21 protein-coding genes and 3 tRNA genes are annotated in these 23,263 nt (G+C 70.7%); 7 read left to right on the plus strand and 17 right to left on the minus strand.

Features of this window, described 5'->3' with window-relative positions; genetic code table 11:
• Window position 1: 1 nt before the first annotated feature.
• The 4 genes from murA to ACI3KY_RS01790 all read right to left on the minus strand — a co-directional run bounded on the left by murA (window position 2) and on the right by ACI3KY_RS01790 (window position 4,828).
• Window positions 2-1,384, minus strand: a complete 1,383-nt coding sequence (gene murA / locus ACI3KY_RS01775) for a UDP-N-acetylglucosamine 1-carboxyvinyltransferase (RefSeq protein WP_404928489.1) — start codon at window positions 1,382-1,384, stop codon at window positions 2-4.
• A 73-nt stretch (window positions 1,385-1,457) separates the two neighbouring features.
• Complete coding sequence (gene leuD, locus ACI3KY_RS01780) at window positions 1,458-2,078, minus strand: 3-isopropylmalate dehydratase small subunit (RefSeq protein ID WP_404928490.1); 621 nt, start codon at window positions 2,076-2,078, stop codon at window positions 1,458-1,460.
• 1 nt (window position 2,079) lies between these two features.
• A complete protein-coding gene (leuC, locus tag ACI3KY_RS01785; RefSeq protein WP_404928491.1) occupies window positions 2,080-3,552 on the minus strand; it encodes a 3-isopropylmalate dehydratase large subunit in 1,473 nt (490 codons plus the stop codon).
• A gap of 205 nt (window positions 3,553-3,757) precedes the next feature.
• A complete protein-coding gene (locus ACI3KY_RS01790; protein WP_404928492.1) occupies window positions 3,758-4,828 on the minus strand; it encodes a TerC family protein in 1,071 nt (356 codons plus the stop codon).
• A gap of 246 nt (window positions 4,829-5,074) precedes the next feature.
• Between ACI3KY_RS01790 and ACI3KY_RS01795 the strand changes: the two genes are divergently transcribed.
• The 4 genes from ACI3KY_RS01795 (at window position 5,075) to ACI3KY_RS01810 (ending at window position 7,601) form a co-directional block, all read left to right on the plus strand.
• Window positions 5,075-5,644, plus strand: a complete 570-nt coding sequence (locus tag ACI3KY_RS01795) for an RNA polymerase sigma factor (RefSeq protein WP_404928493.1) — start codon at window positions 5,075-5,077, stop codon at window positions 5,642-5,644.
• Window positions 5,641-6,813 carry a DUF4349 domain-containing protein gene (locus tag ACI3KY_RS01800; protein WP_404928494.1) on the plus strand — a complete coding sequence of 391 codons (1,173 nt, stop codon included), beginning with the start codon at window positions 5,641-5,643 and terminating at the stop codon, window positions 6,811-6,813. Before ACI3KY_RS01795 ends, ACI3KY_RS01800 begins: the two co-directional genes overlap by 4 nt.
• A gap of 69 nt (window positions 6,814-6,882) precedes the next feature.
• The gene (locus ACI3KY_RS01805) at window positions 6,883-7,245 is read left to right on the plus strand and encodes a YidH family protein (RefSeq protein ID WP_404928495.1); all 363 of its coding nucleotides are present in this window, start codon (window positions 6,883-6,885) and stop codon (window positions 7,243-7,245) included.
• The gene (locus ACI3KY_RS01810) at window positions 7,242-7,601 is read left to right on the plus strand and encodes a DUF202 domain-containing protein (protein WP_404928496.1); all 360 of its coding nucleotides are present in this window, start codon (window positions 7,242-7,244) and stop codon (window positions 7,599-7,601) included. Before ACI3KY_RS01805 ends, ACI3KY_RS01810 begins: the two co-directional genes overlap by 4 nt.
• Window positions 7,602-7,673: 72 nt before the next feature.
• Here the strand turns inward: ACI3KY_RS01810 and ACI3KY_RS01815 are convergent.
• Both ACI3KY_RS01815 and ACI3KY_RS01820 read right to left on the minus strand, forming a co-directional pair.
• Window positions 7,674-7,749 (minus strand) — tRNA-Glu (locus tag ACI3KY_RS01815).
• Window positions 7,750-7,792: 43 nt separating this feature from the next.
• Window positions 7,793-7,868, minus strand: a tRNA-Glu gene (locus ACI3KY_RS01820).
• A gap of 118 nt (window positions 7,869-7,986) precedes the next feature.
• Between ACI3KY_RS01820 and ACI3KY_RS01825 the strand changes: the two genes are divergently transcribed.
• The gene (locus ACI3KY_RS01825) at window positions 7,987-8,625 is read left to right on the plus strand and encodes an MBL fold metallo-hydrolase (RefSeq protein WP_404928497.1); all 639 of its coding nucleotides are present in this window, start codon (window positions 7,987-7,989) and stop codon (window positions 8,623-8,625) included.
• Window positions 8,626-8,680: 55 nt separating this feature from the next.
• On the opposite strand, the gene ACI3KY_RS01830 is transcribed toward ACI3KY_RS01825, so the two are convergent.
• The 4 genes from ACI3KY_RS01830 to ACI3KY_RS01845 form a co-directional block, all read right to left on the minus strand.
• A complete protein-coding gene (locus tag ACI3KY_RS01830; RefSeq protein ID WP_404928498.1) occupies window positions 8,681-8,950 on the minus strand; it encodes an HPr family phosphocarrier protein in 270 nt (89 codons plus the stop codon).
• A 63-nt stretch (window positions 8,951-9,013) separates the two neighbouring features.
• Window positions 9,014-11,077, minus strand: a complete 2,064-nt coding sequence (locus ACI3KY_RS01835; RefSeq protein ID WP_404928499.1) for a fructose-specific PTS transporter subunit EIIC — start codon at window positions 11,075-11,077, stop codon at window positions 9,014-9,016.
• A 29-nt stretch (window positions 11,078-11,106) separates the two neighbouring features.
• Window positions 11,107-12,048 carry a 1-phosphofructokinase gene (gene pfkB, locus ACI3KY_RS01840; protein ID WP_404928500.1) on the minus strand — a complete coding sequence of 314 codons (942 nt, stop codon included), beginning with the start codon at window positions 12,046-12,048 and terminating at the stop codon, window positions 11,107-11,109.
• Window positions 12,045-12,824, minus strand: a complete 780-nt coding sequence (locus ACI3KY_RS01845) for a DeoR/GlpR family DNA-binding transcription regulator (RefSeq protein WP_404928501.1) — start codon at window positions 12,822-12,824, stop codon at window positions 12,045-12,047. Before ACI3KY_RS01845 ends, pfkB begins: the two co-directional genes overlap by 4 nt.
• Before the next feature lie 93 nt (window positions 12,825-12,917).
• Here ACI3KY_RS01845 and ACI3KY_RS01850 point away from each other — a divergent pair, with 93 nt between their 5' ends.
• A complete protein-coding gene (locus tag ACI3KY_RS01850; protein WP_404928503.1) occupies window positions 12,918-13,865 on the plus strand; it encodes an aminoglycoside phosphotransferase family protein in 948 nt (315 codons plus the stop codon).
• Between the two features lie 40 nt (window positions 13,866-13,905).
• Here the strand turns inward: ACI3KY_RS01850 and ACI3KY_RS01855 are convergent, their stop codons facing one another.
• The 4 genes from ACI3KY_RS01855 to ACI3KY_RS01870 form a co-directional block, all read right to left on the minus strand.
• Window positions 13,906-15,705, minus strand: a complete 1,800-nt coding sequence (locus ACI3KY_RS01855) for a protein kinase domain-containing protein (RefSeq protein WP_404928504.1) — start codon at window positions 15,703-15,705, stop codon at window positions 13,906-13,908.
• Between the two features lie 282 nt (window positions 15,706-15,987).
• Window positions 15,988-16,062: transfer RNA gene (locus ACI3KY_RS01860), tRNA-Gln, on the minus strand.
• A gap of 69 nt (window positions 16,063-16,131) precedes the next feature.
• Window positions 16,132-17,661, minus strand: a complete 1,530-nt coding sequence (gene gltX / locus ACI3KY_RS01865) for a glutamate--tRNA ligase (RefSeq protein WP_404928506.1) — start codon at window positions 17,659-17,661, stop codon at window positions 16,132-16,134.
• 11 nt (window positions 17,662-17,672) lie between these two features.
• Window positions 17,673-18,680: a LysR family transcriptional regulator gene (locus tag ACI3KY_RS01870; RefSeq protein WP_404928507.1), complete on the minus strand. Its 1,008-nt coding sequence runs from the start codon at window positions 18,678-18,680 to the stop codon at window positions 17,673-17,675.
• Between the two features lie 81 nt (window positions 18,681-18,761).
• Here ACI3KY_RS01870 and ACI3KY_RS01875 point away from each other — a divergent pair, with 81 nt between their 5' ends.
• Window positions 18,762-19,826 (plus strand): aminotransferase class V-fold PLP-dependent enzyme, encoded by a 1,065-nt coding sequence (locus tag ACI3KY_RS01875; protein ID WP_404928508.1) that lies wholly within the window; start codon window positions 18,762-18,764, stop codon window positions 19,824-19,826.
• Between the two features lie 74 nt (window positions 19,827-19,900).
• On the opposite strand, the gene ACI3KY_RS01880 is transcribed toward ACI3KY_RS01875, so the two are convergent.
• From ACI3KY_RS01880 to ACI3KY_RS01890, 3 genes are all read right to left on the minus strand, one after another.
• Complete coding sequence (locus ACI3KY_RS01880; protein ID WP_404928509.1) at window positions 19,901-21,235, minus strand: MFS transporter; 1,335 nt, start codon at window positions 21,233-21,235, stop codon at window positions 19,901-19,903.
• 27 nt (window positions 21,236-21,262) lie between these two features.
• Window positions 21,263-22,030, minus strand: coding sequence for a fumarylacetoacetate hydrolase family protein (locus tag ACI3KY_RS01885; protein WP_194415157.1), 768 nt, complete (start codon window positions 22,028-22,030; stop codon window positions 21,263-21,265).
• 99 nt (window positions 22,031-22,129) lie between these two features.
• The gene (locus ACI3KY_RS01890; RefSeq protein WP_404928510.1) at window positions 22,130-23,242 is read right to left on the minus strand and encodes a branched-chain amino acid aminotransferase; all 1,113 of its coding nucleotides are present in this window, start codon (window positions 23,240-23,242) and stop codon (window positions 22,130-22,132) included.
• Window positions 23,243-23,263 lie beyond the last annotated feature (21 nt).

Consider the following 23,263-nt stretch of genomic DNA (forward strand, 5'->3'; position numbering starts at 1 on the left):
ACTATCCGATGACGTCGAAGTCGGCGCCCAGCATGTCGAGCTTGGCGAGGAACTTCTCGTAGCCGCGACGGATGATGCCCACGTTGCGCACGATGGACTCGCCCTCGGCCGCCAGTGCCGCGATCACGTAGCTGTACCCGCCGCGCAGATCGGGCACGACCACGTCGGCACCGTGCAGGGCGGTCGGCCCGTTGATCACGGCTGCCTGCTCGAGAGCCCGGCGGGGAACGCGGCGTCCCGCAGTGTCGAGACCACGGGGGTGCACGACGATGTCGGCGCCCATCTGGTTGAGCGCCTCGGTGAAGCCCAGCCGGTTCTCGTACACCGTCTCGTGGACCGTGGAGGTGCCCTCGGCCTGCGTGAGCGCCACGATCAAGGGCTGCTGCCAGTCGGTCATGAAGCCGGGATGCACGTCGGTCTCGACGACGACGGGCTTGAGCGCGCCGCCACGACGGAACTGGATGCCGTCCTCGCGGACGTCGAACCAGCCGCCCGCCTTGCGGAAGACGTTGAGGAAGGTCAGCATCTCCTGCTGCCGCGCACCGCCGACGAAGATGTCGCCGTCGGTGGCGAGAGCCGCGCACGCCCATGAGGCGGCCTCGTTGCGGTCGAAGATCGCCCGGTGGTCGTAACCCTGCAGCGTGTCGACGCCCTCGATGAGGATGACACGGTTGGGCTCGTAGGAGATGATCGCGCCCATCTTCTGCAGCACCGCGATCAGGTCCATGATCTCGGGCTCGATGGCGGCGTTGCGGAGCTCCGTGGTGCCCTTCGCCTTGACGGCGGTCAGCAGCACCTGCTCGGTCGCGCCGACGCTCGGGTACGGGAGCTCGATGTTCGCCCCGTGGAGGCCGTTCGGGGCGGTGATCCTGATGCCCTCGTAGCTCTTGTCCACCACGGCACCGAACGCGCGCAGCGCGTCCATGTGGAAGTTGATCGGCCGGTCGCCGATGCGGCAGCCGCCGAGATCGGGGATGAGCGCCTCACCCAGCAGGTGCAGCAGCGGACCGCAGAACAGGATCGGGATGCGCGAGGCGCCGGCGTGCGCGTCGATCTCTTCGAAGTGGGCCGATACGGCACCGCTCGGGTCGAAGTGGAAGGTGCCCTCTTCCTCTCCCTCATCGACACGGACGCCGTGCACTTCGAGGAGGGAGCGAACCACGTGCACGTCGCTGATGTCGGGAACATCGCGCAGGGTGCTCACGGTCTCGCCCAGGAGGGCGGCGACCATCGCCTTGGTGACGAGGTTCTTCGCACCCTTGACCTCGACGCGACCGGTCAGAGGCCGTCCGCCCCTGATGGCCAGGACTTCTCCCGCCGCTTCCGGTTCTCGCGTTTCGGCGGCGGTGCTCTCGCCGGCGGCGACGTTCAGAAGCGGCTTCATCCGGTGGTCCTCACTTGGTGGTACGAGGGGGCTTGGAGGGGCGGGCGCCCGGGTTGTGGGCGCCCGGCCCGGCTTACGGAACGGGAAGCGTCCGCGGCCGCCACGCCTCTCGGCGAGCCTCGAACTGCGCGATCTTGTCCTGGTCACGCAGCGTGAGCCCGATGTCATCGAGCCCTTCGAGAAGCCGCCACCTAGTGTAATCATCGATCTCGAAAGCGAATTCCAGGCGCTCCGAAGGACTGCCCGCGGGGTCGCCGATCGTCGCGGTGCGTGCCGCGAGATCGACCGTCATGGCGATGCCGGGGTTCGCCTCGACGGCCGCCCAGGCCGCCTCGAGGTCGGCCTCGGAGATCACGCCGGCGACGAGGCCCTGCTTGCCCGCGTTGCCGCGGAAGATGTCGGCGAACCGCGAGCTGAGCACGACCTTGAACCCGAAGTCCCGCAGAGCCCACACGGCATGCTCGCGGCTCGAGCCGGTGCCGAAGTCCGGTCCGGCGATCAGGATGCTGGCACCGGCATAGGCGGGCTGATTCAGCACGAACTCCGGATCCTGGCGCCAGTTCGCGAAGAGGGCGTCCTCGAAGCCGGTCTTGGTGACCCGCTTGAGATACACGGCGGGGATGATCTGATCCGTGTCGACGGCGGACCGCTTCAGCGGGGCGACGATGCCGGTGTGCGTGGTGAACGCGTCCATGTCAGGCCTCCGAACCCTGGGCAGCGGCTGCGACGGGCGCAGGAAGGTCACTCGGGCTGGCGAGACGCCCCATGACGGCGGTCGCCGCGGCGACCAGCGGCGACACCAGGTGCGTGCGCCCGCCCTTGCCCTGCCTGCCCTCGAAGTTGCGGTTGCTCGTGGATGCGCAGCGCTCCCCCGGTGCCAGCTGGTCCGGGTTCATGCCCAGGCACATCGAGCAGCCGGCGAAACGCCACTCGGCGCCGAACTCCTGGAAGATCTTGTCGAGCCCCTCGGCCTCCGCCTCGAGGCGGACGCGCGCAGAGCCGGGCACCACCATCACGCGCACGCCGTCGGCCTTGCGATGACCCTCGATGACGGACGCGAACGCGCGGAGGTCCTCGATGCGGCTGTTGGTGCACGAGCCCATGAACACGGCGTCGACGGGCACCTCCTTGAGCGGGGTGCCCGGAATGAGGTCCATGTACTCGAGCGCGCGCTCCGCGGCGGCACGGTCGTTCGGGTCGGCGAAGTCGTCGGGCGAGGGCACGGTGTCGCTGAGCGACACACCCTGGCCCGGGTTGGTGCCCCACGTGACAAAGGGCTCGAGCTCGTTCGCGTCGAGGAAGACCTCGGCGTCGTACACCGCGCCCTCGTCGCTGGGCAGCGTCCGCCAGTAGGCGACGGCGTCCTCCCAGTCCTGGCCCTTGGGCGCGTGGGGGCGGCCCTCGAGGTAGGCGAACGTCGTCTCGTCGGGCGCCACCATGCCGGCACGGGCGCCGGCCTCGATGGACATGTTGCACATCGTCATGCGCCCCTCCATCGACAGTGCGCGGATGGCGCTGCCGCGGAACTCGAGCACATAGCCCTGGCCGCCGTTGGTGCCGATCTTGGCGATGACGGCGAGGATGATGTCCTTCGCGGTGACGCCGGGCTTCAGCTCGCCCTCGACCGTGATGGCCATCGTCTTGAACGGCTTCAGCGGCAGGGTCTGCGTCGCGAGGACGTGCTCGACCTCGCTGGTGCCGATGCCGAACGCCATCGCGCCGAAGGCGCCGTGCGTGGACGTGTGGCTGTCGCCGCACACGACGGTGATGCCGGGCATGGTGAGCCCCAGCTGCGGGCCGACCACGTGGACGATGCCCTGCTCCTTGTCGCCGAGCGAGTGCAGGCGCACCCCGAACTCGGCGGCGTTGCGCCGCAGCGTCTCGATCTGGGTGCGGCTGGTGAGATCGGCGATCGGCTTGTCGATGTCGAGCGTCGGCGTGTTGTGGTCCTCCGTCGCGATCGTCAGATCCAGCCGGCGCACCGGCCGGCCCTCCGCGCGGAGGCCGTCGAAGGCCTGCGGGCTCGTCACCTCGTGAACCAGGTGCAGATCGATGTAGATCAGGTCGGGCTGGCCGTTCTCGCCGCGGACCACGACGTGGTCATCCCACACCTTCTCGGCGAGGGTCCGCGGGCGATCGGGAATGCCGGACGCGTCGGTGATGCTCATTGCTTGTCGTTCTCCTCTGGGGACTGTGCCCGCATGGGGTGGGGCCCGCGACGAACTCCGCGACGAGAGAGGCCTGGAAACTAGGACTCGTCGCGGCCGCTAAGGAGAAGGCGAGCGATCCGCACGGGGCCAGATTACCACTCGTGCGGACGCCGACCGGTCGCGCGCGACTCCATGCGCCGTCGTGCGCGACCCCCGGCGGTGCTCAGCGGACGTCGTCGCGCGGCTGCTCGACCGTCGGCGGAGTGCCCTTCTCGTCGGCGACGACGGCGGCTGCGGCATCCGCAGTTCCCGCCTTCTTCTCACGCGAGGAGGCGATCAGGCTCGCGATGGTGGCCACGGTCATCGACAGGACGATGACGCCGAGCGACATCCAGGTCGAGATCTCCGGAGCCCACTCGATGTGCTCGCCGTTGTTGATGAAGGGCAGCTCGTTCACGTGCATCGCGTGGAAGACGAGCTTGAGACCGATGAACGCGAGGATGAACGCGATCCCGTAGTGCAGGTAGCGCAGGCGGTCGAGGAGGTCCCCCAGCAGGAAGTAGAGCTGGCGCAGACCCATGAGCGCGAAGATGTTCGCCGTGAAGACGATGAACGGGCTGGTGGTGATGCCGAAGATGGCGGGGATCGAGTCGATCGCGAACAGCAGGTCGGTGACGCCGATCGCCGCGAACACGATGATCATGGGCGTCCACATCTTCTTGCCGCCCACGACGGTGCGCAGCTTGGCGCCGTCGTAGTGGTCGCTGATGTCGATGCCGCGACGCAGCAGTCGGACGACGAAGTTCTCCTGCTTCACCTCGTCGTCGTGATCGCCGCCGGGGAAGGCCTGGCGCCAGGCGGTCCACACCAGGAACGCTCCGAAGATGTAGAACACCCAGCTGAACTGCTCGATGATCGCCGCACCGGCGAGGATGAACAGCCCGCGCAGCACCAGCGCGATGATGATGCCCACCATCAGCACCTCCTGCTGGTAGCGGCGCGGCACCGCGAACTGACTCATGATCAGCACGAAGACGAACAGGTTGTCGATCGACAGGCTGTACTCCGTGAGCCAGCCGGCCACGAACTGGCCGGCGTACTCCGGCCCGGCGAACACCCACATCAGCCCGGCGAAGATCAGCGCGAGAGTCACGTAGAAGACGACCCACAGGGTCGACTCTCGGGTGGAGGGGATGTGCGGCCGCTTCAGGATGAGCAGCAGATCACCCAGCAGGATGAGGGTCAGGATCACGAGGGATCCGATTTCGAACCACAGCGGGAGTTGGAGGTCCAATGCAGGGCCTTTCGAAAGGGGCGAACGAGGGGTCGGTCGTGGCCGAAAGTCTCTCCCCCGCGACCTGTCGGCCTGCGGCGCGCACCCGGGGTCGCTCTATCGGGACCCGTGATGACGGATGCGCGTGTCGGGATACTCCCTCTCGCTCGCAACAGGATACAGGGCCGGGATGCCGCGCCCGCCGTCCGCGAGACGATCCGGGCAGTGCGGACACTCCCACGGTGAGAGATGATTCGGAGGATGGGGATGCCCGACGACGACCTGCCACGCGGCGCCACCGGCGACGCCGAGCTCGTGGTGCTCGCTGCGGGCGGGAGCGAGCACGCGTTCCGCGTGCTGTACCGCGCGTACGTCCGGCCGGTCTACTGGCTGGCGCATGGGCTGGTCGGCAACCCGGCGGATGCCGAGGAGGTCACCCAGGAGACATTCCTCGTCGCCTGGCGCAAGCTCCCCGGGCTGGAGCTTGCCGGAGACTCGCTGCTGCCCTGGCTGGCGACGATCTGCCGCTTCCAGTCGGCCAACCGCGTGCGTCGGCAGCGACGCGACCGACTGCACACCGCGGCGGCCGCCGACGAGGACGTGCCCTCGACGGTCGACGTCGAGCAGCAGGTCATCGACGAACGGCTCGCCGACGCGATCCTGCAGGAAGTCGCCGGTCTCGGCGAGCTCGATCGCGCGATCTTCCGGCTGTGCGCCACGGAGGGGTACGCCTATCAGGCCGCCGCCGACGAGCTCGGGGTCGCGCACGGCGTCGTCCGCAATCGTCTCTCCCGCATCCGCACCCGTCTGCGGACCGTCGTGAAGGAGAGCACATGAACACGCAGCCCCCGGTGCCCGAAAGCTCGGCGCCCCTCCCCGAACTCAGCGCCGAGCGCATCGACGAGATCGAGGACGCCCTCTTCGCCGACATCGCGCACGAGCGCGTCCGCCGATCGGCCGGGCGCACGCGGCGCGGCCGCCTGTGGATCGCCGGCGGCGCCGCGGCAGCCGTCATCGTGGTCGCCGCGGTCATCGCGCCGTCGGTCGGCTCGCTCGTCGGCGGGGCCGGCGGCGCGAGCGACGACACTGCCATCGCGCCGGTCGCTCCCGCCGATTCCGGAGCGGTCTCGGACGGCTCGTCGGACTCGGGGACCACGACGGAGTCCGCACCCTTGACCGTGGCACCCGACGCCGCCGGCGGCGACAAGTCGGCCGGCGCGGCGGCGACGGATCGCGACATCATCACGACAGCCTCGGCCACCGTGTCGGTCGACGAGGTCGACGCCGCCACCCGGTCGATCGGCAACTCGGCAGTGGCCCACGGCGGTTACGTGGAGTCGATGAGCATCGGCAGCAACGGCACCGTCTACCCGGTCGCCCCGAGCGACGGCGGGGTCGTCTACGACACGATGCCGTACCCGTCCCCCACCGATGGCGCGTGGATCACCGTTCGCGTACCTGCGGACCAGCTGTCGGACGTCGTGAGCGAGCTCGACGACGTCGGAGAAGTGACGGCGACGAACCTGTCACGACAGGACGTCACCGGACAGACCGTCGACCTCGAGGCGCGCATAGATGCGGCGCAGGCGTCCGTCGATCGCCTCACCGAGCTGATGGGCCAGGCGCAGAACGTGGCCGACCTGATCGCGGCCGAAGCGGCTCTGTCGGAACGGCAGGCGCTGCTGGAGTCGTATCAGCAGCAGCTCGAGATGCTCGACGATCAGGTCGCGATGTCGACGCTCTCCGTGACGGTGGTTCCGGACGTGGAGACGGTGACCGCCGATCCGGCCGGCTTCGGCGACGGCCTGGCCGCGGGCTGGAACGGGCTCGTCGCCACGCTCAACGGCATCGTCGTCGCGATCGGCTTCCTGCTGCCCTGGCTCGCCGTGGCTGCGGTGGCCGCACTCATCGTGTGGGGCGTGGTGCGCCTGGTCCGCGGGCGGCGCCGTGCTCGAGCGGATGCCGCGCCCGCGGCACCCGAGACCGTCGACGACCCGCGGGACTGAGCGGCGGCCGGCGCCCCACCCTGCCGCCGCCACCGGTCGCCGATACCGCACCGCCGATACTGTGGAGCGGTGACGCGCAGCAGATTCCCCGCCTCGGTCTACCGGACGGGCACGGAGCCGGACCCCCGGTTCAGCCTGGCGAACGAGCGGACCTTCCTCGCGTGGAACCGCACCGCGCTGGCCCTCGTCGCCGGCGGTGTGGCGCTGGAGGCGCTCGGCCTCGACCTGCAGCCGGGACTGCGGCTCGCGGCATCCGTGATCCTCATCGTCGCGGGTCTGGTGGTGCCCGTCCTCGCGTGGTTGGAGTGGGGGCGCACCGAGCGCGCGCTGAGGGCGGCGACACCGCTGCCCGGTTCCGCCACGAGCATCGCGCTGGCCGTCACGATCGTCGTCGTCGGCGCACTGGTCCTCCTCGGTGTGATCCTGCGATGAGCGACCGGCGCGTGTTCGACCCGGGTCTGCAGCCGGAGCGGACGGAGCTCGCATGGCGCCGCACGTCCCTCGCGATCGGCGTCGGATCCCTCCTGGCGCTGCGCGTGCTGCCGTCGATCGCCACCACGCCGGCCCTGCAGCAGCTGCTGCTCGTCCCGGGGATCGCCGGCGTCGCCTTCGCAGTCGTGCTCTGGACGCGGGCGCGGGCGCGACACCGAGTCGTCAACCGCGCGCTTCTCGACGACCGGCCAGGCGATCTGCCCGACGCGCGCCTGCTCATGATGCTGACGCTCTTCGTCGTGGGCTGCGGCGTCGTGTCGGCAGTGATCCTCGTGCTGGTGGCGTTCACTACCTGAGGGCTCGGCCGATGTGGAGCAGAAACGGCTCGAGGCCCCCGAATCCTGGCGGATTCGGGGGCCTCGAGCCGTTGGTGACCCCAGCGGGATTCGAACCCGCGTTACCGCCGTGAGAGGGCGGCGTACTAGGCCGCTATACGATGGGGCCGCATAGCCTGTCGCAGAACCGAGCTGCGACCTTGTTGCCTGACTGGTGACCCCAGCGGGATTCGAACCCGCGTTACCGCCGTGAGAGGGCGGCGTACTAGGCCGCTATACGATGGGGCCGTTCAGGCAACCGTTCGATTATGCCACGTCGCATATGCCCGCTCCAAATCGCGTCGGGTCGCGCGGCCTCCTGCCTCCGTGACTTGCTCGCACGACATCCGGGCGCTTGACTCATGGCATGCGAGTCACGAAGTTCGAGCATGCGGCCCTGACCATCGTCGACCTGGGAAGGACGCTGGTCATCGACCCCGGATCGTTCACCGCTCCGCTCGGCGAACTCGAGGACGTGGTGGCGATCGTGCTCACGCACGAGCACGCCGATCACTGGACGGCGGACCACCTCGATCGCATCCTGGGCATGTTCCCCGGCACACCGATCTTCGCGCCCCCAGGCGTGGCCGCGGCGGCCGCCGACTACGACATCACCGTCGTACGGCCCGGCGATGTCGTCGAGGTGGAGCCGTTCCGCCTCGAGTTCTTCGGCGGGCGCCACGCGGTCATCCATGAGTCCATCCCGGTGGTCGACAACGTCGGCGTTCTCGTGAACGGCGATTTCTATTACCCCGGCGACTCGTACGTCGTTCCGGAGGGCCGCGCGGTGAAGCTGCTGGCGTCGCCGGTCGGCGCGCCGTGGCTGAAGATCGGCGAGGCGATGGACTTCGTCCTCGCGGTCGCACCGCGGCGAGTCTTCGCCACCCATGACATGACGCTGTCGGTGGCGGGACGCGACATGGGTCGTGCGCGTCTGAGCTGGGCTGCCGAGCAGGGCGGCGGCGAACTCGTGGTCCTCGAGCCCGGCGAGGGCACGGACATCTGATCTGCGCCGTCGCTGCGGGCGTCCCCGAGTCGGGGACGCCCGCAGCGACGCGGGACTATTGCGCGTCGAGGTCCGTCTCGAGCAGAGCGACCAGCGTGTCGAGCGCCTCTTCGGCGCCGTCGCCGTCCGCCTTCAACGTCACGACGGTGCCCTGTGAGGCGCCCAGCCCCATCAGCGACAGGATGCTGCCCGCATTGAGGTCGGCGCCGCCTTCGACGGCGATGGTCACCGGGACCGACTGGGCCTGCACGGCCTGCACGAACAGCTTCGCGGGACGGGCGTGCAGCCCCGAGCTGCTGGCGATGGTCGCCTGACGTTCTGCCATGGTTCTCTCCTGTCTGCGTCGAACCGCGACGGTCGACTGCTCCGATTCTGTCGGACGACGGCGTCAGGCCGCCACGGGTACGGCCGACTCCACCGCTTCCGCCTGCTCGAGCTCTTTGCGGCCCACCCACTTCTTCAGTGCGATGACGGCGAGCGCAGAGACGATCGTGCCGGCCGCGATCGCCACCAGGAAGCCCCACACGGGGTTGATGGCGAAGAACACGAAGATGCCGCCGTGGGGTGCGAGCGATTGCACCGCGAACGCCATGCTGAGGGCGCCGGTCACGGCACCGCCGACGAGCGAGGCCGGGATCACCCGCAGCGGATCCGCGGCAGCGAACGGGATCGCCCCCTCGCTGATGAACGCCGCGCCCAAGAGCCACGCCGCCTTGCCGTTCTCCCGTTCGACGGGCGGGAAGAGGTCGCGCGCGAGGACCGTGGATGCCAGGGCCATCGCGAGGGGCGGCACCATTCCCGCGGCCATCACCGCCGCCATGATCAGGTACGGCGTGGTGTTGTCCGGAGAGGCGGTGGCCAGCCCCGCCACGGCGAAGGCGTAGGCGACCTTGTTCACCGGCCCGCCCAGGTCGAAGCACATCATGAGGCCCAGGACGATGCCGACGACGACGATGCCCGATGTCCCTGCCAGCTCGTTCAGCCAGTCGGTCAGCCACACCATCAGTGTCGCGATCGGACGACCGAGGAACAGCACCATGAGCCCCGACGCGACGATGGAGGCCAGCAGCGGGATGATCGCGACGGGCATGAGGCCGCGCAGCCAGCGCGGAACGCGCCACGTGCCGATCCACCACGCGGTGACGCCCGCGAGCAGACCGCCCACGATGCCGCCGATGAAGCCGGCGTTCATCGTCACCGCGATCGCTCCGGCGACGAAGCCGGGAGCGATGCCCGGTCGATCGGCTATCGCGAAGGAGATGTACCCCGCGAGAGCTGAGACGAGGAAGCCCATCGATGCCGCGCCGATGGCGAAGGCGACCGAGCCGAGATAGATGCCGAGACCGCCTTCCGGCAGGTCCCACAGCGAGTTCGTGACGATCACCGTGGTCGCGTTGCCCGGCGCCGAGTAGTCGTCCCCGAAGAACAGGAAGCCGAGGGCGATCAGCAGCCCCCCGCCGGCGACGAACGGGATCATGTAGCTCACCCCGGTGAGAAGGATCCGCTGGATGCGGGCACCCCACGAGAGCTTCTCGCCCGCGACCGCCGTCGCGGCGGCGGCCTCGCCGCCGACGCGGCTCGCGTTCGGGTTGTTCGCCGCCGCCACCGCCTCGGCGATGAGCTGATCGGGCTGCTCGATCCCGCGCTTGACACCCGAGCGCACGACGGGTTTGCCGCCGAAGCGCTGCGGCTCGCGGACGTCGACATCGGTGGCGAAGATGACGGCGTCGGCGCCCTGGATGACCTCCGCCGGCAGTGCCTGGTAGCCGCTCGATCCCTGCGGCTCGACGATCAGGTCGACGCCGGCCTTCTTACCGGCCGCCGTGAGCGCGTCCGCTGCCATGAAGGTGTGGGCGATCCCCGTCGCGCAGGCCGTGACCGCAACGATGCGGGCAGGTCGGCCGTCGACGGCGAGGCCGGTGCTCGCCGCGGGCGCGACAGGCGTCGTCGCCGTCGCTCCCGCACCTTCCGCCGCCGGCGCCGGGGCAGAAGCGGCATCCCGCTCCCCGATCGCCGCCTGCACGATCGCGACGACCTCGTCGTCGGTCGTGGCGGCGCGCAGTCCGGCAGTGAAGTCGGCCTGCATGAGGCTGCGGGCCAGCTTCGACAGCACGGCGAGGTGCGCTTCGGCGGCGTCGGCCGGCGCGGCGATGAGGAACACCAGGTCGGCCGCTCCGTCGGGCGCGCCGAAGTCGACCCCCGGGCTGAGCCGGGCGAAGGCGAGCGACGGCGTGGTGACGGCCGCACTCTTGGCGTGTGGGATCGCGATGCCGCCCGGAAGTCCGGTCTCGTCCTTCTCTTCGCGGGCCCTTGCGTCGTCGAAGAGCGCCTGGGCGTCGGTCGCCCGCCCCTCGGCGACCACGCGTGCGGCGAGGGAGCGGATGACGTCGGACTTCGTCGCGCCGAGTGGCGCGTCGAGGCTGACCAGACCTGGGGTGATGGTGTCGGACACGGTGACCTCCTGCGGTCGTGGGGTGGGTTCTAGGCGAGACGGGCGACGGGCACGTCGCCCGTCGGAAGATCGGCGGGGGTCGGCGCTTGCGTACCGGGGAGGGATGCCGCGGCCGCGCCGTAGCGGATGGCGAGACGCAGCCGCTCCTCGCTGTCGGCTCCCCGCGCCGCGGCGAGCACATAGCCGGCGAGAGAGCTGTCGCCCGCACCGACGGTGCTGCGCACCTGGATCCGTGGTGGCCGCGCCAGCCAGGCGCCATCGGCGCCGACCAGCACCGCGCCGCGAGAGCCGAGCGTGATGAGGGCAGCACCCACGCGCGCGGGCACCAGCGATCGCGCGACCTCGAGCACGGCGGCGGTGTCGGCGCCGTCGAGCGGCGTGCCGACGAGCTCGCCGAGTTCGTCGTCGTTGGGCTTGATGAGGTCGGCGCCGGCGGCAGCGACCACGGCCGCAAGAGCCGGACCCGACGCATCCACCGCGATGAGCGGGGCCGCGGTGCCGTGGGCCTCGCGCACGGCGCGAATGATCCGCACGTAGAAGTCCTCGGCGACACCGGGAGGCAGGGAGCCGGCGAGCACGAGCCAGCCGGCGCCCGCGGATGCGCTCACCACGGCGTCGACGACGGCGGTTGCCTCGTCGGCCGACAGCTCGGCTCCCGGCAGGTTGAGCTTCGTCGTCACCCCGGCAGGATCCGTGATCGCGAGGTTCGCGCGGACATGACCGCGGACGGGCACCGGCCGCGTGCGGAGAGCTGCCTCGTGGAGCGCCGCCTGGAACGGGTCCCCCGCAGCGAGGGGCAGGACGGCGAGGCAGTCCTCCCCCGCCGCGGCGACCGCGCGGGCGACGTTGATGCCCTTGCCTCCGGCATCCTCCCGTGCGGAGTCGGCACTCTGCACGTCGCCGACCTGCAGCGGAGCGGGCAGCACGACGGTGCGGTCGAGCGAGGGATTGGCGGTCAGCGTGACGATCATGCGAGCCAGACCTCCACGTCGGCGTCCGCGAGCGCGTCCGCGAGTTCGGCGTCGGGCGCGGCATCCGTGACGAGCACGTCCACATCCGACAGCGACGCGAAGCCCACGAGCAGCTCCGCTCCCAGCTTCTCGGCGTCGGCGACGACCACCACGCGTCGTGCCGATGCGACGATCGCGCGCTTCACCGCAGCCTCGTCGGGATCCGGCGTGCTGAGGCCGAACGAGGCCGACACGCCATTGGTGCCGACGAATGCGACGTCCGGACGCATCCCGGCGATGGCCTGCACGGTGTCGGCGCCCACGGCGGCGGCGGTGAGTCCGCGCACCCGCCCGCCCACGAAGGAGAGCGAGGCGCCGGGGACGCCGGCGAGGGCGTTGCCGAGAGTCAGCGAGTGGGTGACGACCTCGATGGGAGCGTCAGCGAGCCGAGGAACGAGCGCCGAAGCTACGGCGGCGGTGGTCGTGCCGGCGTCGAGGAACACCGATCCGGTGAAGTCGCGGCCGAGCGCGTCCAGCGCCCGCCGGCCGATCGCCTCCTTGGCTGTGCCGTGGTGGTCCCGTCGCTCGGCCAGCGAAGGTTCGCGCGTGCTCCCGCGCTCGGGCCCCACGGCTCCGCCGTGCACACGGCGCAATGCGCCCGTGGATTCGAGGTGGTCGAGGTCGCGGCGGATGGTCTCGGTGGTGACGTCGAAGCGGTCCGCGAGGTCGACGACGCTCACGCGGCCCTGCGCGGCCAGCAGGCGCTCGATCTGCTCGTGGCGCTCCGTTGCGTACATCTGCACAACCCTCCGTTGGATTCCAACACAATACAACACATACCAACATAAACACAACCGTGGGCCCCGGCAACGGGCGACTATCTTCGTACGGTGAACGAGTATCTTCGTACGGTGCCCGACAAGCCCGCCGCCGAGATCGCGATCGACAGCGGCCTGGTCCGCGCGCTGCTCGTGGCCCAAGCCCTCGATGAGATCCCCGATGCGGCGGACCTCCCGCTCGCGAAGATCGCCGAGGGCTGGGACAGCGAAGTGTGGCGCCTGGGGCACGCCCATGCCGTGCGCCTGCCCCGCCGTGCGCTCGCCGCACCGCTCGTCCGGCACGAGCAGGCCGTGCTGCCCGGCGTGGCCGAACAACTCGCACCGACCGGAGTGCGCGTCCCGTCGCCCGTCGTCGATGGCGTCCCCGATGCCGGATATCCGTGGCCGTGGTCGGTCGTGCCGTGGATCGAGGGCGAACGCGCGCTCGACGAATCGGCTGCCGCGCGCGGCGCATGGGCCGAGACGCTCGCCCATGCCCTGCACGCCCTGCATGTCGCGGCGCCCGCGAGCTACCCGCTGAACCCCTTCCGCGGCGTGCCCCTGGCCACTCGCATGGGGACGGTCGCGGAGAACCTGCGCAAGCTCGAAGAGGCGGGAACGGTGGACGCGACCGACGCCGAGAGGTTGAAGCGGGTCTGGCGCGATGGGCTTGCGGCGGCGCCGTGGAACCGCCCGCCGGTATGGATCCACGGTGACCTGCACCCCGGCAACCTGGTGGCTCGCGACGGCGGACTCGCGGGAATCATCGACTTCGGCGATGTCACCGCCGGGGATCCGGCGTACGACCTCGCGGTCGCGTGGCTCGCGTTCGACGCCACCGGCAGGTCCCGGTTCATGGCGGCGGCCGGCCCGCACTACGACGAGGCTGTCTGGATCCGCGCCCATGCGTGGGCCGCCGCGGTGGCTGCCATGCTTCTCGCGCACAGTGACGACAACCCCGACTATTTCGCGCTGGGGCAGGCCGCCGCCGCCGAGGTGATCGCCGACGCCGCGGTGTGATGCGACACGCGGCCGGTGCACGAGTTGCAGCGCGGCCGTCTCACCGACTGCTCAGCACCTCGGTCGACGCGATCTTCAGCACGCCGCCCTCGTCCGCGAACCGGTAGGCCGTGACCTCCTCCACCACCCGGCCGTCGCGGAAGTAGTAGGTCAGCGTCGCCTGCCCGGTGTCGGGTCCTGTCGCCCTGACGTCGGCGATCGAGACATCCGCGATCGCAGACCAGAATTCCTCGTATCCGCCGCGACCGCCGGCGTGATTCTCCTGATAGTCCGCGGTCATCAAAGGCCAGGCGCCGTCGCGGTTCTCGGGCATCATCGCGTAGTACCCCGAGATGGTGTCGACCACCCGCTGCTCGGGCGACACGGGCTCCGGCTCCGGCTCCGCTTCGGTCGGCGCGGAAGGGCTGGGCGCGGGCGAGACGACGGCGGGTTCGGGCGTCTCCTCGGCCGGAGCCGACGACGAAGTGGGTGCGGGCGTCGTGTCCGCCTCGGGTTGGACCCCCGGCCGCAGGAAGGCGAACAGCAGCGCACCACCGATCCCGACCGTGAACAGGAGGATCAGCGTGGCGGCGATGACTCCCGCTCGGCGCCGCGGGGAGGGGTGAGGGTCCGCAGGCGGCGGGTCTGTCGTCCATGACGGCACCTTGCCGACACCTTCCACCGCTGCACGCGCAGGCGCGGGCGGCCTCAGCGGTTCCGTCTCGGCTGTCGGAGCCTCGTACCGGGTCGGCTGATCGACCGGTACCGTCATCCCGATCGGCAGTCGTGCGGTCACCGTGCCGGCGGGCGTCGGAGGAGCCGTCGCCCGCCCGTCATCCAGGCCGGGTTGGGCGGGGACCGTCGGCGGTGCGGGCGGGGACGGCTCGTCGTCGTCGTCCCGCGCGTCGTCGAGTGCGACCGTCGGCGGCGGAGCTGTGTCCTGCGCCACGGTCTCCGCCTCGGGCTCTCGCAGTCCTCCGACAGCGGCTGCGTCGAATCCGAGCGCGAGCAGGCTGGCGGATACGGCCTGGTCGGCGGCACTCTCTGGCTGCACCGATCCCAGCGCCTCGACGACCCACTCCATGGCAGGCCGCCGCTTCGGCTGGGCGGCGAGCATCTTGCGCAAGATCGGCACCAGGGGCCCGGCGTGCTTCGGCGGCGGATATCCGCCCCGGGCGACCCGGTGCAGCAGAGCGATGGAGTTGCGGTCGGTACCGAACGGCGGCTCGCCCTCGACCATCGCGTAGAGAGTCGATCCGAGCGAGAACACGTCGGAGGCGAAGCTCGTCGGCAGTCCCCGCGCCACCTCGGGTGCGAGGTAGGCCGGCGTGCCGTGGACGATGCCCGTCGCGGTGATGGTGGCATCGCCCAGGGCGTGCGAAATGCCGAAGTCGCTGATCAGCGCCGAGCCGTCGCCCGTGACGAGGATGTTTCCGGGCTTCACGTCGCGGTGGACGATCTTGAGGGCGTGCGCAGCGGCCAGCGCGGACGCGACTTCCGCGCCGATGCGCGCCGCCTCCGCCGGCGTGAAGGTGCCGTGCTCGCGGAGGAGGTCGGAGAGCGGGGTCGACTCGATGAGCTGCATCACGATGCAGGGCTGACCGTCGTGCTCCACGACATCGAACACGGTGACCGCGTGAGGATGATGCAGCCCCGCGGTGATGCGCGCCTCCCGCATGGCGCGGTCCGTCGCGACCTGGCGCTCGTGATCGGTGAGCTCCGGCTGGGTGCGCAGCATCTTCAGCGCGACCGGCCGGCGCAGGAGGGAGTCCCAGGCCTGCCACACGACGCTCATCCCGCCCGCGCCCAGCATCTTGACGAGCCGGTAGCGGTCGGCGACGAGGGCGGTAGGAGTACTCATGGGTGTGCCGCCCCTCGAACCTCCCGTGAAGGCTACGCCGCGTCCAGCGGTGTCCGAGGGGGTTGCGTCGGGCGGCTCCTTGTGGAAGCAGCGAAGTCATGGCCGAGCTGCCGCCGGCACCTCCCCGAATGGCTCGGTGGGTCGCCGACCGTGCTGTCGACCCAACGGCAGCCGCAGGGAGAGCCGCCGGCCTGCTCGGGAGCGCCGCACCCGTGCCCGGGGCGTGAGCGCCATCACCGGAGGGGAAAACGAAAAACCCCCGCTCAGCGGGGGTTTTCTCGTTGGCTGGGGTACCTGGACTCGAACCAAGAACAACGGTACCAGAAACCGCCGTGTTGCCAATTACACCATACCCCAAGGCTGTCAGCCGAAGCCGTGCCGAGGAATGAGTCTACGCGACGCCGGCGCGTGCTCCAAACCGAGGCGTCAGCCGCGCGCGTCGGCCAGGGCGCGCAACCGGCGGATCGACTCGGGCTTGCCGAGCAGCTCCATCGACTCGAACAGCGGCGGCGAGATGCGGCGTCCGCTCAGGGCGAGGCGCAGGGGGCCGTACGCGACGCGCGGCTTCAGACCGAGGCCGCCGTCCTCGACCGGCGAGATGAGTGCGACGGCGAGAGCATCCTGCACGGCTGCGGCGGTGAACCCGCTGTCGGGCACCCGCTCGAGCGCGCCGACCGAGGCGACGAGCACCTCGATCGCGTTCGCCGGCAGGGATGCGAAAGCATCCTCCTGGTAGCTCCCGACATCGGTGAAGAGGAAGCCCAGCAGTGCGGGCGCCTCGCCGAGCAGCTGCATCCGCTCCTGAACGAGCGGAGCGGCCGCCGCGAGCATCGCCGCCTGCGTCGGGGTCGGGCTCGCGTCGATCAGGCCGGCGGCAGAGAGGTAGGGCACCAGGCGCTCGGCGAAGTCGGCGGGCTCCAGCATCCGGATGTGGTCGCCGTTGATCGACTCCGCCTTCTTCTGGTCGAACCGGGCCGGGTTCGGGTTGACGTCGACGATGTCGAACGCGGCGACGAGCTCCTCCAGCGAGAAGACGTCGCGGTCGGATGCGATCGACCAGCCGAGCAGGGCGAGATAGTTCAGCAGCCCCTCGTGGATGAAGCCCTTCTCACGCTGCAGGAACAGGTCGGCCTTCGGGTCGCGCTTCGAAAGCTTCTTGTTCCCCTCTTCGCCCAGCACGAGAGGCATGTGCGCGAAGCGCGGGATGAACGTCGTGATGCCGGCATCCACGAGCGCCCGGTACAGCGCGAGCTGGCGCGCCGTCGACGGCATGAGATCTTCCCCACGGATGACGTGCGTGATGCCCATCAGCGCGTCGTCGACGGGGTTCACGAAGGGGTACAGCGGAACTCCCCCGGCCCGCACCAGCACGAAGTCGGGGAACGATCCGGCGGGGAACGTCACCTCGCCGCGGATGAGATCGACGTAGGTGAGGTCCTCATCGGGAACGCGCAGACGCCAGGCCGGCTCGCGACCCTCGGCGCGGAACGCGGCCTTCTGCTCGTCGGTGAGGCGGCGGTCGAAGTTGTCGTAGCCGAGCTGCTTGGCGCGGCCGTTGGCCTCGTTGCGCGCGTCGATCTCTTCGGCCGTCGAATAGCTCTCGTACACGGCGCCCGCGGTGATGAGGCGGTCGAGCACCTCGCGGTAGATGTCGTGGCGCTCGGACTGCCGGTACGGCGCATGAGGCCCGCCCACCTCGACGCCCTCGTCCCAGTCGATCTTCAGCCACCGCAGCGCGTCGAGCAGCTGCAGATAGCTCTCCTCGCTGTCGCGGGCCGAGTCGGTGTCTTCGATGCGGAACACCAGCTTGCCGCCGTTGTGACGCGCGTACGCCCAGTTGAACAGGACGGTGCGGATGAGACCGACGTGCGGCAGTCCGGTGGGCGACGGGCAGAAGCGGACGCGGACGTCGGCGCCGGTGGCGGTCGTGGTGCGGGGATCAGGCGAAGAAGGCATCGGGTGAGAGTTTAGTCAGCCGCAGACGCGCCCGTCGGTGCCGTGGGACGAGCGGATGCCGCGGAAGCGGGCTCGTCGGTGCCGCGCTCGATGAGACGCGCCAGCGCATCGAGCGTCGCGCGTACCGCGGGCACGCGGTCCGCACCTCGAGCCGTCACGGTGTGGATGCGCCGCTGCTCGCCGGCCGGCAGCGGCACGATCGCGACCCCCGGAAGCAGCGGGAACGACTCCACCGCCATCCGCGGCAGCGTGGCCACGCCGATGCCCTGGGCGACCAGGCCCTCGACGGCCACGAAGTTGTCGGTCTCGAACGCGATGCGCGGCGCGAAGCCGGCGCGGTCGCAGAGCTCCAGCAGGTGACCGCGGCAGCGAGGACACCCCGCGATCCAGTCCTCGTCGGCGAGCGTGCCGACGTCGAGGGCGTCGGCGGCGCGCGCCGCAGGATGGCCGGCGGGCAGGACGGCGAGCAGCTCGTCGGCGCCGACGGTGTGCACCGACAGCCCCCGCGCGCTGGAACCGTGTGGGTCGTCCCGATCGCCCGGGTAGCTGAACGTGAGGGCGATGTCGGTGCGATCCTCGCGCACCGCCTCGACGGCTTCGGGCGGCTCGGCCTCGACATAGGTGAGAGAGATGCCCGGATGCCGCTGCGCGAGGTCCGCCAGCAGACGCGGCACGATCGTGGGCGACGCCGACGGGAAGGCGACCAACCGCACGCGTGCGGCGCGGAGGCCCCGCAGCTCGGCGAGCTCGCCGGCCGCGGCATCCAGGGCCGTGGTCACGGCCGGTGCGTGCCGCGCGAGGATCCGTCCCGCGTCGGTGAGCCGGACGCTGCGTCCGACCCGCTCGACGAGGGCGATCCCGAGGCGCTGCTCGAGGCGCTTGAGCTGCTGGCTGACGGCGGGCTGGCTGTAGCCGAGCGTGAGCGCCGCACCGGTGATCGACCCCGCGTCGGCGACGGCCTTCACGACGCGCAGCTCGCGGGCGTCGAAGCCGGGATCGTCCTCGAAGACGTCGGTCATGACCAAAGCATAAGGTCGAGTTATGTTTCTCATGGAACACCGGCCGTAGACACAGGGAATCGTCCCCGTCACGCTAGGGCTATGCCCACGATCGCCCACTCGGCCGCGCTCGACGCCGCGCGGCGCGAGTTCGCCGGCCGCGACTACCTGGCCGCCTGCACGGTCGGTCTGCCCAGCCGGGCCACCCGCCGCGCCGTGATCGCGGACCTCGATGCCGCCGGTGCAGGTCGCCCCGATCTCGCCGCTTATTGCGCCGCCGTCGAGCGTTCGCGGGGACTGTTCGCCTCACTGGTCGCCGTCGGCGCCGAGCGTGTGGCGATCGGCTCGCAGACCTCCGTCGCTGCGGGGTTGGTGGCAACGGCGCTGCCCCACGGCGCCGAGGTGCTCGTTCCCGACGGCGAGTTCTCGTCGATGGTGCTGCCCTTCGTGCACTCCGGCCGCGATCTCGTGGTGCGGACGGCGCCCCTTCACGATCTCGCCGCGCACGTGCGGCCCCGCACCGCGCTCGTGGCGTTCTCGGTGGTCCAGTCGGCCACCGGCGAGGTGGCCGATGCCGGGGCCATCGTCGCGGCCGCTGCGGCGCATGACGCCCTCACCCTGTGCGACGCGACCCAGGCCGTCGGGTGGCTGCCGGTCGCGGCATCCGCCTTCGATGCCGTGGTGTGTCATGCCTACAAGTGGCTCTGCGCGCCGCGAGGCGTGTCGTTCCTGACCGTCTCGGACCGACTGGCCGCGCGGATGACCCCCGTCAACGCCGGATGGTACGCGGGCGACGATCCGTGGGCGTCGTGCTACGGCGGCGAGGTGGAGCTCGCCCCCGACGCTCGGCGGTTCGACGTGTCGCCCGCGTGGCAGGCGTTCGTCGGGGCGGCACCTGCGCTGGCGCTGTTCGCCGCGCTCGATCCGGTCGAACTCCATGCGCACGCGACGGGCCTCGCCGCCGCGTTCCGCGCAGGGCTCGGCATGGCCGAGCCGGCGCGCCCGTCGGCGATCGTCACGTGGGATGACCCGGACGGGAGCGAACTCGGTCGGCTGATGTCCGCGGGCATCACTGCCTCCGGCCGGTCAGGGCGCGCCCGCGTCGCGTTCCACGTCTTCAACGACGAGGACGACGTCGACCTGGCTCTCGCCGCGCTCGGCCACTGATTCCGCGGGCGGCCACTGCGCCCGCGCACAGGGCGGCGAAGAACGCCGCAGTGGCTCCGACGGACAGCGTCCCCTCAGCCACCGGCGGGCGCGTCGCCCACCGGTGCTGGGCGCCGCGACGCCCGCCAGCCGAGGGGCGCGAGCAGCACCGAGGCCGCGACCAGCACCAGCACGACGAGGGCGAGGCCGCCGTAGCCGATCCCGCCGAGCACCGCGCCGGCCGCGATCGCACCGAGGCCGCCCACGATGCTCATGGTGAAGTCGCTGATGCCCTGGCGCCGGGTGCGCAGCGCCTCGGACGACGATTCGGTGAGCAGGGTCGAACCGGCGACGGTCGATGCACTCCACCCCAGACCGAGGAGGACGAGCGCGATCGTCACCGCTGTCGTCGAGAGCTGCCCGAATGAGGCGGTGAGGAGCGCCGCGACGAGGAGCACCTGGCCGATCAGGATCGTCGGCACGCGCCCGAACTTGTCGGCGAGGATGCCGAAGACCGGCGAGAGCACGTACATCCCCGCGATGTGGAGGCTGATCGTCAGCCCGATGATCGACAGCGTCGCGGCCTCGGTCGCACCATGGGTCAGATGCGCCAGGTGCACCGGGGTCATCGCCATCACCGACACCATCGTGCCGTGCGCGGCCGCCACCGCGAAGATCGCGTAGCGGGCGGCGACCGGCCGATCGGCCTTGGCGATGACGCGACTGCTCGCCCGCGCCGACGCGACGACACGCTGCGCGAGGAGCAGCGGGTCGGGCCTCATGGCGACGAGGTACAGCACGATGGCGAGGCCCTGTGCGACGAGGGTGAACAGGTACGGCCCGGTCAGCGGCGGCATGCCGATCGCTCCGCCGATGATCTCACCGGGGCCGGTGAGGTTCGGCCCGAGCACGGCGCCCACCGTCGTCGCCCACACCACGATCGACAGATCGCGACCGCGCGAGGCATCCGTGGCGAGGTCGGCTGCTGCGAAGCGCGACTGCAGGTTGGCCGCCTGGCCCGCACCGATGATGAGGAAGCCGACGAGCAGCAGCGGGAACGCCCGCAGTGAGACGGCGACGATCACGAGTCCCACGCCGACGAGGGCGACAGCCATGCCCGTCGTGAGCGAGCGCCGCCGCCCGCGACGGCGGGCGATCGCGGCGAGCGGCACGGCCGTCATCGCCGTGCCGAAGGTCACGGCGGCGGCGGCGAGTCCCGAGAAGGCGTCCTCGCCCGAGAGCTCGGCCGCGAGCACGGCACCGAGCGACAGCGTGGCCCCGAAGGCCAGTCCGCCGAGCACCTGACCGAGGGAGAGCACCCAGACTGTGCGTCGCTGGACACCGGCCACCTCTTCGGCGGTCGTCCCGCTGTCGGTCCCCGCCCCGACAGGATCGGCGTGCGGTGCGCTGCCGGTCTCGTCAGGCTTCACGGGCCCTGTCACGCATCTCGGGCCCTGTCACGCATCTCGGGCAGAGTTGCGCAGGATGCCGAGCCCGGTGATCTCGACCTCAACGGTGTCTCCCGCGACGATCTGGCCGACGCCGGCCGGGGTTCCCGTGAGGATGACATCCCCCGGCAGCAGCGTGAACGCCGCCGAGGCGAACGCGATCACGTCGGCGAGGGAGAAGATCATGTCACTGATGGGGCCCTGCTGCCGCACCTCTCCGTTCAGGCGCGTGGTGATCACAGCGGGGCCGTCGACGTCGAAGTCCGTCTCGATCGCGGGGCCGAGCGGGCACGACGTGTCGAAGCCCTTCGCGCGGGCCCACTGTCCGTCGGACTTCTGCCAGTCCCGGGCAGTGAGGTCGTTGGCGATCGTGTAGCCGAAGACGTAGTCGAGCGCGTTCTCGGCCGGCACGTTCTTCGCGATGCGGCCGATGACCGCCGCCAGCTCGCCCTCGAAGCTGATGAAGTCCGAGCCCTTCGGCAGCACGACGGCGTCGCCGGGGCCGACCACCGTGGTGTTGGGCTTGAAGAAGAGCATCGGTGCCGTGGGCACGTCGTTGCCGAGCTCTGCCGCATGATCGCGATAGTTGCGGCCGACGCAGACGAGCTTCGAGCGAGGGATGACCGGTGCCAGCAGCGCGACATCGGCGAGCGGCACGCGCTCCCCCGTCGTGTCGTACCCGGCGAACATCGGGTCACCGGCGAGGACGACGAGCTCTCCCTCGTCGACGATCCCGAACTTGATGGCGTCGTTGTGGCTGAAGCGCGCGATCCTCACCGGATCAGCCTAGCCATCTCGCTCGACACCACCAGGCCCGACACGGACAGCCCCGAGCCCGCGCAGCGCGCCGACCCGGGGCATCCGGAGAACCGGTGATCAGCCGTCGAGGCGCATCAGCCACCCGTGGCGATCGGCCACGCGCCCGTACTGGATGCCGGTCAGCTCCTCGCGCAGGGACAGCGCCAGCTCGGACGCCGCATCGCCGTCGTGCACGATCTCGTAGTCATCGGCCACGAGCTTGCCGATCGGCACGATGACCGCCGCCGTGCCGCACGCGAACGCGCCCACGATGGAGCCGGATGCCGCGCCCTCGCGCCACTCGTCGATCGAGACCTTGCGCTGCTCGACGACGAGCCCGCGGTCCTGTGCGAGCTGCAGCACCGACGCCAGCGTGATCCCCTCGAGGATCGAGTCCGACTCGGGAGTGATGAGGCGGCCGTCGTCCGTCACGAGGACGAGGTTCATGCCCCCGAGCTCCTCGATGTAGCCGTCGTCGAGGAAGAGCACCTGCTGGCAGCCCTTCTCGTACGCCTCGGCCTGCGGCAGGAGGCTCGACGCGTAGTTGCCGCCGGTCTTCGCCGCCCCTGTGCCGCCCTTGCCCGCGCGGGCGTAGCGGCTCGACAGGGCGATGTTGACGGGCTGCACGCCCCCGGCGAAGTAGGCCCCGGCGGGGCTGGCGATGAGGTAGTACCCGACCTTCTTCGCGGCCCGGACGCCGAGGAAGGCCTCCTTGGCGAACATGAAGGGGCGCAGGTACAGGCTGGTCTCAGGGGCGGTGGGAACCCACGCGCCATCCACCGCGATCAGCTGGCGGAGCGACTCGAGGAAGTACTCGGCGGGCAGCTCCGGCAGCGCCAGTCGCTGCGCCGAGCGCTGCAGGCGGGCCGCGTTGCGGTCGGCGCGGAAGGTCCAGATGGACCCGTCGGCGTGACGGTAGGCCTTGAGCCCCTCGAAGATCTCCTGCGAGTAGTGCAGCACGGCCGCCGCGGGGTCCAGCGGGATGGGACCGTACGGCTGCACGCGGGGACGGTGCCATCCGCCCTTCTCGGACCAGCAGATGTCGACCATGTGGTCGGTGAAGTGCTGGCCGAAGCCCGGGTCGGCGAGGATCGCCTCGCGCTCGGCATCCGGAGTCGCCTCGGTGTTCCGCGAGACGTTCCAGATGAGGCCTGCGGCCGAGGGCGCCTGGAGGGGAAGGTCGATGGTCATGGGTGGAATCCTCTGTCGGTA

The organism is Microbacterium sp. ZW T2_14, assembly GCF_044987405.1.
Taxonomy (GTDB): Bacteria; Actinomycetota; Actinomycetes; order Actinomycetales; family Microbacteriaceae; genus Microbacterium.

Bases quoted from the DNA above. Each gene is read 5' to 3' on its own strand.
- ACI3KY_RS01875 (WP_404928508.1), top strand. From the start codon at position 18,762: ATGCCCACGATCGCCCACTCGGCCGCGCTCGACGCCGCGCGGCGCGAG.
- ACI3KY_RS01890 (WP_404928510.1), bottom strand. From the start codon at position 23,242: ATGACCATCGACCTTCCCCTCCAGGCGCCCTCGGCCGCAGGCCTCATC.
- ACI3KY_RS01800 (WP_404928494.1), top strand. From the start codon at position 5,641: ATGAACACGCAGCCCCCGGTGCCCGAAAGCTCGGCGCCCCTCCCCGAA.
- ACI3KY_RS01870 (WP_404928507.1), bottom strand. From the start codon at position 18,680: ATGACCGACGTCTTCGAGGACGATCCCGGCTTCGACGCCCGCGAGCTG.
- murA (WP_404928489.1), bottom strand. From the start codon at position 1,384: ATGAAGCCGCTTCTGAACGTCGCCGCCGGCGAGAGCACCGCCGCCGAA.
- ACI3KY_RS01845 (WP_404928501.1), bottom strand. From the start codon at position 12,824: ATGTACGCAACGGAGCGCCACGAGCAGATCGAGCGCCTGCTGGCCGCG.
- ACI3KY_RS01855 (WP_404928504.1), bottom strand. From the start codon at position 15,705: ATGAGTACTCCTACCGCCCTCGTCGCCGACCGCTACCGGCTCGTCAAG.
- pfkB (WP_404928500.1), bottom strand. From the start codon at position 12,048: ATGATCGTCACGCTGACCGCCAATCCCTCGCTCGACCGCACCGTCGTG.
- ACI3KY_RS01810 (WP_404928496.1), top strand. From the start codon at position 7,242: ATGAGCGACCGGCGCGTGTTCGACCCGGGTCTGCAGCCGGAGCGGACG.
- leuC (WP_404928491.1), bottom strand. From the start codon at position 3,552: ATGAGCATCACCGACGCGTCCGGCATTCCCGATCGCCCGCGGACCCTC.
- gltX (WP_404928506.1), bottom strand. From the start codon at position 17,661: ATGCCTTCTTCGCCTGATCCCCGCACCACGACCGCCACCGGCGCCGAC.
- ACI3KY_RS01795 (WP_404928493.1), top strand. From the start codon at position 5,075: ATGCCCGACGACGACCTGCCACGCGGCGCCACCGGCGACGCCGAGCTC.
- leuD (WP_404928490.1), bottom strand. From the start codon at position 2,078: ATGGACGCGTTCACCACGCACACCGGCATCGTCGCCCCGCTGAAGCGG.
- ACI3KY_RS01830 (WP_404928498.1), bottom strand. From the start codon at position 8,950: ATGGCAGAACGTCAGGCGACCATCGCCAGCAGCTCGGGGCTGCACGCC.
- ACI3KY_RS01825 (WP_404928497.1), top strand. From the start codon at position 7,987: ATGCGAGTCACGAAGTTCGAGCATGCGGCCCTGACCATCGTCGACCTG.